This window comes from Legionella taurinensis, assembly GCF_900452865.1.
Lineage (GTDB): Bacteria > Pseudomonadota > Gammaproteobacteria > Legionellales > Legionellaceae > Legionella_C > Legionella_C taurinensis.
Genome location: NZ_UGOZ01000001.1, coordinates 1 through 13,502 on the forward strand (window position 1 = coordinate 1; position 13,502 = coordinate 13,502).

Below are 13,502 nucleotides of genomic sequence, written 5' to 3' on the forward strand. Positions count from 1 at the left end.
GTGTCTGCGAACGTTTGGCAGAAATGTCTGGGGCTTCTGGAAGAGGAATACCCCCCACAGCAATTTAATACCTGGTTACGTCCCTTGCATGCGAAAGTGCAGGACAACAGCCTTATTTTATTGGCACCCAACCGTTTTGTGGTCGACTGGGTCAATAAGCATTTTTTTGCACGAATAAGAGAACTGGCTACACAACTGGGTGGCGAGTTGATTTCCGCTGTCAGTATTGAGATCGGCAGTAAACCGTCTGCTCAACCGGCTACCGCCACCACCGAACGAGAAACACCGGTTGCAGCCCCTGTGAATAAAGTCATCCCCAAAAAAACCGCTGACTATAAAAACAGTTATTTAAATAAAAAATTTCATTTTGATACCTTTGTCGAGGGCAATTCAAACCAACTGGCTAGAGCCGCTTCCCTGCAAGTGGCAGAGCGTCCTGGCGACGCGTACAATCCGCTTTTTATTTATGGCGGTGTGGGCTTGGGTAAAACCCACCTGATGCATGCGATAGGCAATGCCATTTTAAAAAATAACCCTGAAGCCAAAGTGCTTTACCTTCATTCCGAACGGTTTGTGGCGGACATGGTAAAAGCCCTGCAAACCAATACCATCAATGAATTCAAACGGTTTTATCGTTCGTTGAATGCCCTGTTGATTGATGATATTCAGTTTTTTGCTGGAAAAGATCGTTCCCAGGAAGAATTTTTTCATACGTTCAATGCCTTACTTGAAGGGCAGCAACAAATCATTCTCACCAGTGACCGTTATCCTAAAGAAATCGAAGGGGTGGAAGAGCGGCTTAAATCTCGGTTTGGTTGGGGGTTGACCGTCGCTGTCGAACCACCCGAGCTTGAAACGCGAGTGGCCATTTTGATCAGTAAAGCGGAGCAATCCAATATTGAATTGCCCTACGAAGTGGCTTTTTTTATTGCCAAACGCATACGTTCCAATGTTCGTGAGTTGGAAGGTGCTCTGCGTCGTGTCATCGCGAATGCCCATTTTACCGGCAAGTGCATTACCATCGATTTTGTTCATGATGCCTTGCGTGATCTGCTTGCTTTACAGGATAAGCTGGTCACGATTGAAAACATCCAGAAAACTGTCGCTGAATACTACAAGGTCAAAGTGGCGGATTTATTATCCAAGCGTCGCAGCCGCTCCATTGCCAGACCAAGGCAGATGGCCATGGCTCTAGCTAAGGAATTAACCAATCACAGCCTCCCTGAAATAGGCGATCATTTTGGCGGCCGTGACCACACCACCGTCATTCATGCCTGCCGTAAAGTCAAAGAACTGGTGCAGATAGAAAATGATTTTGCTGAAGACTATAAAAATCTGTTACGTATTTTGTCTTCTTAACTGGAAAAAAACATGTTTCAACTGGCTATAGAAAAACGGAAATTACTTCCTGCGTTATTAACAGTGGCTGGCGCTGTGGATAAACGGCAATCCCTTGCTATTTTGTCCAATATCCTTCTTTCGGTATCCAACGGCCGCCTGGTATTGACAGCAACCGATTTGGAAATTGAAATGTCTGCTGTGTTGGATTGTGATTCGGTTGACACCGCATCACAAATCACGGTGCAGGCAAAAAAACTGATTGATATTATTCGCTCTCTGGATGATGATGCTGTTGCCGAGATTAAATTAGCCGCAGGTGCGGTTGCAATCAAATCGGGACGCAGCCAGTTTAAGTTGGCCACTTTGCCGGCGGATCAGTTCCCGGTGAATGATTTGGATAAAAGTGAGCTTGAGTTCATCATTCAGCGCGAGTCATTGATTCATCTGCTGCAATCCACCCATTTTGCCATGTCGCAGCAGGACGTTCGTGTTTTTCTTAACGGCTTGTTGCTGGATATCGATGGAGCCCATTTAACCACGGTGGCGACCGACGGTCACCGCATGGCCATTTGTAAGTTTCAATGTGATCATCATTTGCCTTCGCAGCGGTTTTTGTTGCCTCGCAAAGGTGTTCAGGAAATGCTCAGGTTGTTGGCTGCTGTTGCGGACGAGTCAATTGTCGTAACGGCTGGAAAAGGTCATTTTCGTTTAGTGACGGAACAATACACTTTTTCGACTAAACTGATTGAAGCGCGCTTCCCCCCTTACACCAAAGCGATTCCAACGGATCAGGACAAGTTTGTATTGATTGACCGGGACATCCTCAAACGATCGTTGTCTCGAATTGCTATTCTGGCTAATGAAAAATCACGTGCGGTGCTTATTCACATTCAAGCCAGTTCGCTCACGTTGATTGCCAATAATCAGGAGCAAGAAGAGGCCAGTGAATTGCTTGAAGCCCACGTGGATGGTCAGGAACTCAAGATTGGGATCAATGCGGGTTATTTATTGGATGTATTGGCTTATTTACCTGACGGACTTGTTCGATTATCCATGTCTACAACGGACAAGAGTATTCTGGTTGAGTCATTGCAGGACGCCAATTACCAATACATCATTATGCCCATGAAGTTATGATTCTCAGTGAATTGCATGTTCATAATCTTCGTAACCTGCAGCCGTTGCGTGTGAATTTGCATCCTCACCTCACTCTTGTTACTGGTCTCAACGGCAGTGGTAAAACCTCCTTCCTTGAGGCCCTCTATTTATTGGGTAATGGTCATTCATTCAGAGCCCGTGAAATTTCCAGTCTCGTAACTTATCAGCAGTCTGCTTTGTCTGTGTTTACTAAAACAGCCGATGAGCAGACGGTTTCGATCAGTAAATCCCTGTCCGCACCCACCGTCGTAAAGATCAATGGCACCCCCTGTTTGGCCAGTAGTCAGCTCGCCTACCTTTTACCAACGCAAATTTTTTATCAGGACATCTTTCAAATCATTGATTCAGGTCCAGCGGTTCGCCGCACTGTGTTGGATTGGGGATTGTTTCACGTGGAACACACTTACCATGGGTTATGGAAAAATTATCGTCGGGCTTTAAAACAAAGGAACAGTTTACTCAAACAGCAGGCTTCCGTGCAGCAATTTGCTCCCTGGGATAAGCTTTTATCTGATTTGGCGAATGACTTGCATGATTTACGCACCCGTTATGTGCTTAAGCTCAATGAGCGCTTCAAATCAATATTAGCTGCGTTTTCCGATCTGTCCTGTCAACTGAATTATTACAAGGGGTGGGATAGAAAGCAGGAGGATATACCGCTGAGTTCTATTCTCGAAGCGACATTAGCGGCTGATCGTCAGCGGCAGTTTACCCATTACGGGCCGCACCATGCCGACATGATGCTGACTATTGATGAGCACAAAGCGCGGTTCCATCTTTCACGGGGACAGCAAAAGATGGTTCTTTTTGCACTAAAACTGGCTCAGGCTGAATTGGTATCCCGGCATTGCATTCATCTGATTGATGACATCAACGCCGAACTGGATCCAACCCACCTCTCCCGGCTTATTGAGTACATCAAAACCAATGGCTCACAATTTATTATTACTTCAAACACGTCGGGATGGTTTACCGATTTTTTTCAAGAACATCATTATCAACTCATTACTCTCCAACAAGGTCAGCAGATATAGACACGGTGTAGTCAATTGACGGTGCCTCTTGCAACGCCATGTTTCACGTGAAACAAATCAACGCAACGCTGTAAAGAAACGGTACGAAAGTATAATCCTTCGGTGAAAAGTGCTATAATCCAAGGTTTGCACAGGCAGGATTCGTAACAGAGGAAAACTTATGACTGTTAATGCTAGCTATGATTCGACCAATATTAAAGTCTTAAAAGGTTTGGATGCCGTCAGAAAAAGACCGGGAATGTATATTGGCGATACCGATGATGGCACTGGCTTGCATCATATGGTTTTTGAAGTTGTCGATAACTCCATTGACGAAGCCCTGGCGGGTCACTGCAAGGAAATATTTGTCACCATTCACGCCGATGAATCCATCACAGTAAAAGATGATGGTCGCGGTATTCCGGTCGATATTCATAAAGAAGAAGGCCGGTCAGCGGCGGAAGTCATCATGACTATTCTGCACGCGGGTGGGAAATTTGATGATAACTCCTATAAAGTCTCAGGCGGTTTGCATGGGGTCGGTGTGTCGGTGGTCAATGCCTTGTCTGAAGAATTGCATTTAACCATTCGCCGTCATGGCAAGGTGCATGAGCAGCACTACCGGAATGGTGTTCCAGATGCACCGTTAGCCATCACCGGCGATGCCAATGCCACAGGCACCCAGGTGTGGTTTAAGCCCAGTGCCAATACCTTCAGTAACATTGAGTTTCATTACGATATTTTAGCCAAACGACTAAGAGAGTTGTCTTTCCTTAATTCCGGTGTGTGCATTCATCTCTTTGATGAGCGTACCCAAAAACAGGATACCTTCCGCTATGAAGGGGGTATTCAGGCCTTTGTTGAGCATCTTAATCGCAATAAAACCCCGATTATGCCCGTCGTATTCAGTTTAACGGCTGAAAAAGACAACATCACGGTCGATTTATCCATGCAGTGGAATGACTCGTTCCAGGAAACGTTTTTCTGCTTCACCAACAATATCCCGCAACGTGACGGTGGGACACATCTGGCCGGATTCAGAGCGGCACTGACACGTACGTTAAATACCTACATTGAAAATGAAGGGTATGCCAAAAAAGCCAAAGTGACGACGACCGGGGATGACGCACGAGAAGGGTTGACGGCGGTGTTGTCAGTTAAGGTACCCGATCCTAAATTCTCTTCGCAAACAAAAGACAAATTGGTTTCTTCCGAAGTCAAATCGGTTGTGGAGTCCGTGGTCGCTGAAAAATTAAACGATTTTCTGCTCGAGAATCCCAGCGTCGCGAAAGCGATTGTGGGTAAAATCATCGATGCGGCGCGGGCACGTGAAGCGGCAAGGCGGGCAAGAGAAATGACGCGACGTAAAGGCGCTCTCGATATTGCCGGTCTTCCAGGGAAACTGGCTGACTGTCAGGAAAAAGATCCTGCGCTTTCAGAACTGTACATCGTTGAGGGAGATTCGGCCGGTGGCTCTGCCAAGCAGGGACGCGATCGTAAATTCCAGGCCATTTTGCCCCTTAAAGGTAAAATTCTCAATGTTGAAAAGGCACGTTTTGATAAGATGTTGTCGTCACAGGAAGTGGCGACTTTAATTACGGCCCTAGGTTGCGGAATTGGACCTGATGAATACGATCCCGATAAGATACGTTATCACCGTATTATCATCATGACTGACGCCGACGTTGACGGTTCGCATATTCGTACCTTGTTGCTTACTTTCTTTTACAGGCAAACACCTGAATTAATCGAACGCGGCTATATTTACATCGCGCAGCCGCCACTCTACAAAGTTAAGCGTGGAAAACAAGAGCAGTATGTAAAAGATGATGAGGCTTTGTTTGAATATTTAACACAGGCTGCCCTGGATGAAGCGGCTTTTTATCCGGATAAAGAAGCGCCTGCCATTACGGCCAAAGCCCTTGAGGAATTGGTATTGCAATATCGACGTGTAGAAAAAATAATCAAACGCCTGTCACGCCGTTATAACCAGAACGTACTGAAACGCATCATGTATTTACCTGCTTTGCAAAGTGATGATTTCAACCATCAGGAAATCATCGCTGGGTGGGCTCAACAACTGCATTTAAGTCTGCAGCAACTCGACAACAAGAGTCAGCAGTATGCGGTGGATACACAATACCATCAAGACGGCAATTATTACTTCCCTCGAGTCAGCATTGCGCAACACGGCATTGAAAACTTCCTTCCCCTGAGCCCTGAATTCTTTGCTTCGAAAGATTACAAAGAAATCAACAGCTTAGGCACCAAACTGGCTAATCTCATTGACGAAGGTGCTTATGTTCAGCGCGGTGAGAAAAAGCAAGTGGTTGAAACGTTTGAGGATGCGCTTAACTGGTTAATGGACGAAGCCAAACGCGGCCAAAGCATCCAGCGTTATAAAGGGTTGGGTGAAATGAATCCTGAGCAACTCTGGGAAACAACCATGGATCCAGAAGTCAGGCGCATGCTGCAAGTCAGCATTGAAGACGCTGTGGCGGCAGACCAGATCTTTACTACCTTGATGGGTGATCAAGTCGAACCACGACGTGATTTCATCGAGTCGAATGCACTGGAAGCTGAAAATATTGATGTGTAGAGGGAAGAGGTAACACAGACAGTGTGAAGGGGATAGGTGAATCACTCGGAGGAAGCCAGAATCACCTATTCCTTTCCAAAAAAGCCGCATCCTTACGGCGAAGCACATCCATTGTGCTGGTCCCTTGTTTGACTTCCTGTCAGACAATCCGTGTCATCCTTTGAATCAAGTATTACCCAGGACACTAAAAAAGTCTTGATGTTTACTTCTCTATCCGTTGTAAGAAATATCTCAAAAAACAGTTTGTTCCATCTTAGGGCAGCAGTGATTAACTGCATTGATTTGATTAAAGTTGTTTGAAGGCAGCATTGCAGGGAAAACAGTACAGGAGTGAGTGGGTAGATACCGCGGCAAGCCGCGGTATCCCTGCGGAGAGGGGATTAAATCAAAATGCAACAACCCTTTTGATGTTCATCGTCAGATGAAGGGTTGTCGTCAAGTAAACTCACCTCTTCCTCTTCCTGTTTGGATTTTGCAACCATGAGCTTGCCAAATTTTTGATTAATCGTTTTAAAAACATCGCCCGTGGGTTGAACGGATAAAATCCTGAGGCCTTTGGCAATCTCGGTATGAGACGCAGGGGAGTTGACGAGGCAATGGGCAATTTGCTCTTCCTTACCGGCAAGGCGGTGTTGCACGAGGGCGGCATGTTCATTGTATAAATCAACATTCAGTTCGTCACCGATAAATACCCGTCCGGGGTTTTTGTTTCTAGTGTCTGTAATGGAGTCAAGACGACGACAGACTTCCAGTGCTCTTGAAAAAGAAGCATGAAAACAGTGGGTGGTTTGCAGGGTGGGGTTACGCAGCGCGTCGCTCAAGTGGGTTAACTCTTTAAGATCGGTTCGGTTCGACAACATATGAAAAATCAGTTGTCGTTGTTCACCATCAGACAGCGTGTCCAACGATTCCCGGCTGGCAATCAGTGAATCCTCATCATCCAGAAGCGCCGTGGCGTCAGTGGGCTTAAAATTGCGTAATTGTTCTGGTGTGTACTTTGGCATGGAATACTCCTTGTATTGATGCACAGATGGTAGATTAACGGTCAACAACGAGTGTAGCAGGCGAAACTGGTCTATCCAACAGGCCATAAAAATTAATCCCTGTCGATGCCTTATTAACAAACCGGTCGCTCATAATTAATTCATTTAGTCTTAAAGTATTCTTAGTGAATGCCGACTATACTTGTGAATGTGGTTGCCTTAAAAAACAAGAACAAGGAGAAGGCAATGTCTAATAAAAATCACTTACTGCAGGATCCCTTTCTGAATGAACTTCGTAAGGAAAAGGTGCCGGTGTCGGTTTTTTTAGTCAATGGCATTAAATTACATGGACTGATTGATTCTTTTGATCAATACGTGGTGATGTTAAAAAACTCCGTCACGCAAATGGTTTATAAACACGCTATTTCGACGGTGGTTCCGTCACGAATGGTTAAAGTGCCCACTGGTGATGAGGATGAAAATGTGGCAGACTGACACCCTTTCAACGTGGTGGAATTGACGTATTGTTTGAACGACCGCAAGGTGGCGAGCGCGCTATTCTGGTGCAACTGGCGCTTCCCGGGGTGGATGCCGGCAGGGCTTTAGATGAATTTAAAGAGTTGGCGGTATCGGCTCAGGCTGAAGTGATCGCTTGCGTAACCGGCGCCCGCGCTACCCCTGAGGCCCGGTATTATGTTGGCCTTGGCAAAGCGGAAGAAATTCAGGAGTTGGTTCAGGCCGAACAAGCGGAACTGGTTTTAGTCAATCATGAGTTGTCGCCATCCCAGGAACGAAATCTTGAACGGCTTTTTCAATGCCGGGTCGTGGACAGGAGCGGTTTGATCCTTGATATTTTTGCTCAACGCGCTCGTACCTTTGAAGGGAAGCTTCAGGTTGAACTCGCGCAATTACAGCATATTTCGACACGGCTCATCCGCGGCTGGACCCACCTTGAGCGCCAAAAGGGCGGTATCGGTTTGCGTGGCCCAGGTGAGACTCAGCTTGAAACCGATCGGCGCTTGTTGCGTGAGCGCATCAAATACATTAATAAACGCCTTGAAAAGGTCAGACGCAGCCGCGATCAGAACCGTCGCGCTCGTCAAAAAGCAGCGCTTAAAACCGTTTCCCTGGTGGGTTATACCAATGCAGGCAAATCCACCCTGTTCAATGCGCTGACGGGCGGCCACAGTTATGCAGCCGATCAGTTGTTTGCGACCCTGGATCCGACCATGCGTAAATTGGATATCCCGGGCTCCTCACCCATTATCCTGGCCGATACGGTCGGATTTATCCGTGACCTACCCCATGATCTGGTGGAAGCATTCCGTGCTACGCTGGAGGAGACGGCGGAAGCTGATTTATTACTGCATGTGATTGATATTGCCGATCCGAATTGGCGCGATACCGTGTTTGCCGTGCAGCAGGTTTTGAAAGAAATCGGTGTTGATGACATTCCCATTATCCAGGTCTTTAATAAAATTGACCAGCATGAAGACTGGCAGCCGAAACTGGATATGCAGGAAGGCAATTGCAAAGTCTGGCTTTCAGCTAAAACCGGTGAAGGATTGGATTTAGTGATCAAAGCCGTGGCTACCCTGTTGCATGGGGATATTATTGAAGAAACGGTCAGTCTTGGACCGGACCAGGCCAAATTGCGTGCCCAACTCTATCAGATGGGCGCGGTGACAGATGAAATAAGCAAGGAAGAAGGGGGATGGCAACTGACCATCAAAATGACGCAAAGCCAGAAAGAGCGTTTGTTTACCCCCAAAAGTGATAACCTGGAAGCAGAGTATTAGCTGCCACGGATGATTTCCCTTAAGGTATCTAGGGTTTGACTGCCGTACAAGGCGGTCATGAATTCGCCTCGGGGATTAAAAACAAACGTCACCGGCACGCCGCGAATATCACCCAGTTCGAGGGAGTGGCGCGGATCCTTTTGCAGGCTGGGGTAATGAATACGGTATTGTTTGATTAAAAGCCGCTGTTCAGCCAGAGATAAGCCCTCATAATTGACTGCAAACAGAGCCACCCGGTCTTTTTCTATCCGGTAAAACCGATTGAATTCCTGAATTTCGTCGACGCAGGGCTGGCACCAGCTCGCCCAGTAGTTAATCATGATCCACTTGCCTTTAAGATCATTAAAGGAAATGTTTCTGCCTTGAATATCGGTTAATACGACGCCCGCCTGTACCCAGTGACTTAAAAGCAATAGGACAAGAACAAGGGATTTTTTGAGTGACATGGCCAAAATTCCGGGATAAAAAAACATCTTATCATAATTTTTCAACAGGCATTCAAGGGGAAAAAAACGCGCATCAGTTTGAATGATGTTGTACGAAGTCTCACAAGCAAGCGATGGCCTGAGGTACCTGTGCAACTAACCCGGATTACCCATTTAATAATCCATTAAGGTTCCCGATTTATAATTGAGCTAATTTAACTCCTTGTCTGCCGATATGCCTGCTATTGAAATCACTAAAGGTCTGTTTGATGCTCTGAATCATTCAACCAATCTGAATCAAGTTAAAAACAAACCCAATGAACGCAAAAATAAAATGAAGGGCGCTCTGGTCGCTGAAGTTCCCGCTAAACCCATCGATTATGATAACCCACTTGACAAGGACGGTGAGTTCGAGCGGATAAAAAGCGGGGAATATCAAACGAAACTGTATCAATTTACTTACGACAATTACGCGGCTATCTTTCAATATAAGAATCAGCCTGTTTCCGATTATGAGGTTCATCCGTTACTCAATAGACCAGGGCTTCGTTGTTCCGCTGCGGTCGCCACTGATCGGTCAGGGGACACCATAGAGCTTCATATCAATTTCGTAGGCACCATCGATTTTGCTTCCAAACACGCTGATATTGACGATGGTGGCCCAGGACAGGAAACATTAAAGAAACATGAAAAAGAGTTGATTAATAAAGTCAATGACATGGTGTTGGCGCTTTCCAAGCAACACCCCGACAAGAAAATACGATTAAGGGTAGCCGGACATAGTCTTGGCGGTGCCTTAGCCAAAGGGTTTGTTCACACCATTCAACGAGCCTGCATTGCCCAGGAAGAAGGCGGTCGGGATGCAATTATGACCAGGATTAGTGATGCTGGATTTAAACACAGCGATGAGGCGCGATTAAGGAAAAAATTAAATTCGGATAAAGAAAAATTTAAAAATATGACAGGGTTAAGCCAAATCTCTGGTGTAACATTGTATGCCCTAGGCTCCCCGGGTGTCAGTAGGGCCACCGATGAAGATGCGACGGCATTAAGCCATGCTCATGATCGTGATTTTATAAGGGTTTATAACCACTGCGAAGAGGGTGACATCACCCGTCGATTTGGTGAGTCTGAATTCTTATCAGGCCGATACGGCAAACCCAATGTCAAAGTTAATAAAGCCATCCGCTATGAAGGCGAGGTGGACGAATACCGGAAAGGAAAAGTGCAGTCCCTGCCTTTTCCTGGTATGACCAGAACCGTAATGGCTAAACATAATCTGACGGTGTTGGCTGAAAATCATAAACGAGCGCTGGATATTACCGCTTTAATGTCTGAGAAAGCCGAAGAGAAATTTGATTTTTCCGTGTTACACTGGGCACTTTTTAAAGAGGCTTTTACCTTGGCGAGCATTATTTCAGTGATAATTAATAAAACGCCGCTGGCACAGGAAGAGTCATTCTTTTATTCCTACCCTGAAGAAGATGTTGCTTTACCAGTGTTTGGCAAGCCTTAAGCTGGCTGCCTGACAGAAGGGCGATGCAGGCATCGCCCTTTCGGTATGCAGGTGCCGCTCGCAGATTATAGTTCCATAACCATTATCGGCTCATGACTCGCTTCTTTTTCATGATGAGGAACCGCTTTGGCCAACAGACCGTGTCTGAGCAAGGCCTGCTGTAGCGCTTCCCCATTGACAGGGGTGCGCCAGCTGAGATTACTTTGCAGTGCGGGTGTGCTGCAGGGTGGTACAGGGATAGGCTGGCGTTCAGGATTCAACGCCTGTTCTTCGTTTTCAATGCGCAATAAATCCAGGGGTGCGAGGGGCTGCAATTGGCCATGATAGAGGTAAGGGAAAAGCCTTAATTTGGCTGCCAGTTTGAATGCACCCCATGAGCTGGTTAATTGCGAATAACCGTGCGCACCAGGATTCTCACGCAGTTGCTGGTAATCGGAAGGCGATAATAAACGGATTTGGTTTAAATCGTTGCGATAAAAAATTCTTTCGTTTGCATCCAGTATAAATAAGGGTTGCGGCTGTCGGTAGGTTTTGTCAACATCGGGCAGGTCTTCAAGTCCCGCATAATTTTCCTGTGTGGGCAGTTCGCCGCCCTGGGAAACCCTTTCCAGATCGCCCAGTGATTTTTGCATGCCGCTAAGGCAGGCCACCTTATTGAAATAATTAATGCACTCATCAAAATCACTGTCGCCCCGTGCTGCATTCGGCGCCTCTGACGGCATCGGGGTTGGGTCATAAGCCCGGGTCGTGTAGACACCGACACGGTTCAGCTCATTGTGCAGATCATTGGCAAGAATACTTCCCCATACACCAAACCGCTCCTGCAGCAGGACACGTAAATCACTGACCATGGACATATGGCCTGCCGCGAAGTGATCGGAATAATAATGGAAAGTGAATAACTCCAGTCCCAACCCCATGGCCTGATAACGGCAGGCCAGATCATTCAGTTCATCGGCAGTATAGGTTTTCTCCGCTTTCAGGGTTTCCCATAACAGGCGAGCTGACTCCTGTTTGGGAATATAATCCTGGCGGGCCGCCAATTGCTGAAACTCATAAGCAATGCGGGAAAATTCCAGAGCGAGGTGATGGCCAATGGTGTAGACGCGCACGGACCAGGGAGTAAAATGCGTTTGATTACGGTTTAACATTTCCCCATAATCTTTCACGCGTAAATAAAACATTAACTGTTTGACATAATCATTTAAAGTGTCAGAAAAGGACACATACCGTGTATTGTCAATGCGATAAATTTTATCGATATCACTGTTTTGAACGTCGGGGGAAGCCAGATTATTATAAGCGCGCAGTAAAGCCTCTTTGTCTTCGGGCCTGACTGGTTGGCGTATCAGTTTTTTGCCTACGGATTTGGCTTTCTGCCCATGGCATTTGGGTAAATTTAACGCCATAGACCAGGTTGGATCAGTGAAAAAATCCCCTGCCATGGCGATGACATTGCCAAAGGATAAATTCAGATTCATGGGTTCAGGAATACCCCTATCGGAAAAGCGCATCATCTGCAAGGATAATTCCCCCTGCTTGCCTGTTTTCAGGTAAGGGTTGTTCTTAAAGCCGTTAAATTTTAAGGCATTCCCCAATTCTGTATGTTCCTTGGTATCCACAGACAAACTCCTTTTGTTGTTGAATAAAATAACCGCCGGTGATGCGGTTGGGATGGGTGGGCGACTCCCAGATAAGTAAGCATAGAACAGGCTCTTTAAAACGGCAAAAGGACAAGGATGAATAAATCAGCGCTCAGGGATCCCTAAATGGATGTTTTTAAACTATGCTAAAGTCATTTGGATTGAAGCGAGAAACCAATGAATCAAATCGCAGTAAAAGAACGCCTGCAGGGCACGTTGATGCGAGAGGGTGCGGGAGTTAAACTGTTTCGTTATATCGGGGCTGACAGACAAAACCCGTACGAACCGTTTTTATTATTTGATTTTTTTGACAGCGACAATCCCCTGGATTTTATCGCGGGGTTTCCGCCTCACCCTCACCGCGGCTTTGAAACCGTGACCTACCTGCTCGACGGACAGATTGCCCATGAAGACAATCATGGCCGGCGCGGCTTGATTGGGCCTGGTGATGTGCAATGGATGACCGCCGGTAAAGGCATCATTCATTCGGAGATGCCTCAACAGGGCAATGGCCGCCTGACAGGTTTACAGTTGTGGCTTAATCTGCCGGCGGCCAGTAAGTGGGTTGAGCCGAATTATCAGGAGTTTACTGCTGACGAACTGCCTGTGGAAGCGTTGCCGGCAGGCGGACAAATCAAAGTGATTGCCGGAGAAACCCTGCGCGGTAGCCGATCGCCTATCCACGGCATAGCCACCCAGCCTTTGTTTCTTGATATTTCCCTCGCGGCGGGACAAGCGGTGAATGAGGTCGTTGCAGAAGACCATCAGGCGTTGCTTTTTGTTTTGAAAGGCCAATTGGCTGTCGACAGCGAGACGGTGGCCGCTCATACCCTGGCTGTATTAAGTGAAGGGACGGCATTGCGGTTGCAGGCGATGGATGAAGAGACACGCTGTTTACTCATCACCGCAAAAAAACTGCATGAGCCAATTGCCCGACTAGGGCCTTTTGTAATGAACACCCAGGAGGAAGTCATGCAGGCCCTTGATGATTTCCGCAATCAGCGTTTTTAACTCAGGAGGAGTGA

At 46.7% G+C, this 13,502-nt stretch carries 11 protein-coding genes; 8 read left to right on the forward strand and 3 right to left on the reverse strand.

The features are described 5' to 3' along the window. From dnaA to gyrB, 4 genes are all read left to right on the forward strand, one after another. Entirely contained in the window at nucleotides 1-1,359 is a 1,359-nt protein-coding gene (dnaA, locus tag DYE45_RS00005; protein ID WP_108291042.1) for a chromosomal replication initiator protein DnaA, read from the forward strand. A 12-nt stretch (nucleotides 1,360-1,371) separates the two neighbouring features. After that, a complete protein-coding gene (gene dnaN / locus DYE45_RS00010) occupies nucleotides 1,372-2,478 on the forward strand; it encodes a DNA polymerase III subunit beta (protein ID WP_108291044.1) in 1,107 nt (368 codons plus the stop codon). Beyond that, on the forward strand, nucleotides 2,475-3,533 hold the full coding sequence (gene recF, locus DYE45_RS00015; protein WP_108291046.1) for a DNA replication/repair protein RecF: 1,059 nt from the start codon (nucleotides 2,475-2,477) through the stop codon (nucleotides 3,531-3,533). The genes dnaN and recF overlap by 4 nt, the downstream gene beginning before the upstream one ends. Before the next feature lie 160 nt (nucleotides 3,534-3,693). Continuing rightward, nucleotides 3,694-6,111, forward strand: a complete 2,418-nt coding sequence (gene gyrB, locus DYE45_RS00020; RefSeq protein ID WP_108291048.1) for a DNA topoisomerase (ATP-hydrolyzing) subunit B — start codon at nucleotides 3,694-3,696, stop codon at nucleotides 6,109-6,111. Nucleotides 6,112-6,491: 380 nt separating this feature from the next. Here gyrB and DYE45_RS00025 read toward each other — a convergent pair whose 3' ends face one another. After that, nucleotides 6,492-7,115 (reverse strand): hypothetical protein, encoded by a 624-nt coding sequence (locus tag DYE45_RS00025; protein ID WP_108291050.1) that lies wholly within the window; start codon nucleotides 7,113-7,115, stop codon nucleotides 6,492-6,494. A 225-nt stretch (nucleotides 7,116-7,340) separates the two neighbouring features. On the opposite strand from DYE45_RS00025, the gene hfq reads away from it, so the two are divergent. Further along, on the forward strand, nucleotides 7,341-7,589 hold the full coding sequence (gene hfq, locus DYE45_RS00030; RefSeq protein ID WP_058527888.1) for an RNA chaperone Hfq: 249 nt from the start codon (nucleotides 7,341-7,343) through the stop codon (nucleotides 7,587-7,589). Between the two features lie 29 nt (nucleotides 7,590-7,618). Continuing rightward, on the forward strand, nucleotides 7,619-8,893 hold the full coding sequence (hflX, locus tag DYE45_RS00035) for a ribosome rescue GTPase HflX (RefSeq protein ID WP_108291052.1): 1,275 nt from the start codon (nucleotides 7,619-7,621) through the stop codon (nucleotides 8,891-8,893). Here the strand turns inward: hflX and DYE45_RS00040 are convergent. Beyond that, on the reverse strand, nucleotides 8,890-9,339 hold the full coding sequence (locus DYE45_RS00040; RefSeq protein WP_242602661.1) for a TlpA disulfide reductase family protein: 450 nt from the start codon (nucleotides 9,337-9,339) through the stop codon (nucleotides 8,890-8,892). The two genes, hflX and DYE45_RS00040, sit on opposite strands and share 4 nt — an antisense overlap. A gap of 214 nt (nucleotides 9,340-9,553) precedes the next feature. On the opposite strand from DYE45_RS00040, the gene DYE45_RS00045 reads away from it, so the two are divergent. Continuing rightward, nucleotides 9,554-10,834 (forward strand): alpha/beta hydrolase family protein, encoded by a 1,281-nt coding sequence (locus DYE45_RS00045; RefSeq protein WP_115300237.1) that lies wholly within the window; start codon nucleotides 9,554-9,556, stop codon nucleotides 10,832-10,834. A 65-nt stretch (nucleotides 10,835-10,899) separates the two neighbouring features. On the opposite strand, the gene DYE45_RS00050 is transcribed toward DYE45_RS00045, so the two are convergent. Beyond that, nucleotides 10,900-12,456 carry a type IV secretion protein Dot gene (locus DYE45_RS00050; RefSeq protein ID WP_108291056.1) on the reverse strand — a complete coding sequence of 519 codons (1,557 nt, stop codon included), beginning with the start codon at nucleotides 12,454-12,456 and terminating at the stop codon, nucleotides 10,900-10,902. A 198-nt stretch (nucleotides 12,457-12,654) separates the two neighbouring features. On the opposite strand from DYE45_RS00050, the gene DYE45_RS00055 reads away from it, so the two are divergent. Further along, nucleotides 12,655-13,488 carry a pirin family protein gene (locus DYE45_RS00055; protein ID WP_115300238.1) on the forward strand — a complete coding sequence of 278 codons (834 nt, stop codon included), beginning with the start codon at nucleotides 12,655-12,657 and terminating at the stop codon, nucleotides 13,486-13,488. The last annotated feature ends 14 nt before the right edge of the window (nucleotides 13,489-13,502 follow it).

Coding starts and splice junctions, on each gene's coding strand:
- DYE45_RS00045 (WP_115300237.1), top strand. CDS start 9,554: ATGCCTGCTATTGAAATCACTAAAGGTCTGTTTGATGCTCTGAATCAT.
- DYE45_RS00055 (WP_115300238.1), top strand. CDS start 12,655: ATGAATCAAATCGCAGTAAAAGAACGCCTGCAGGGCACGTTGATGCGA.
- dnaN (WP_108291044.1), top strand. CDS start 1,372: ATGTTTCAACTGGCTATAGAAAAACGGAAATTACTTCCTGCGTTATTA.
- DYE45_RS00040 (WP_242602661.1), bottom strand. CDS start 9,339: ATGTCACTCAAAAAATCCCTTGTTCTTGTCCTATTGCTTTTAAGTCAC.
- DYE45_RS00025 (WP_108291050.1), bottom strand. CDS start 7,115: ATGCCAAAGTACACACCAGAACAATTACGCAATTTTAAGCCCACTGAC.
- recF (WP_108291046.1), top strand. CDS start 2,475: ATGATTCTCAGTGAATTGCATGTTCATAATCTTCGTAACCTGCAGCCG.
- hfq (WP_058527888.1), top strand. CDS start 7,341: ATGTCTAATAAAAATCACTTACTGCAGGATCCCTTTCTGAATGAACTT.
- gyrB (WP_108291048.1), top strand. CDS start 3,694: ATGACTGTTAATGCTAGCTATGATTCGACCAATATTAAAGTCTTAAAA.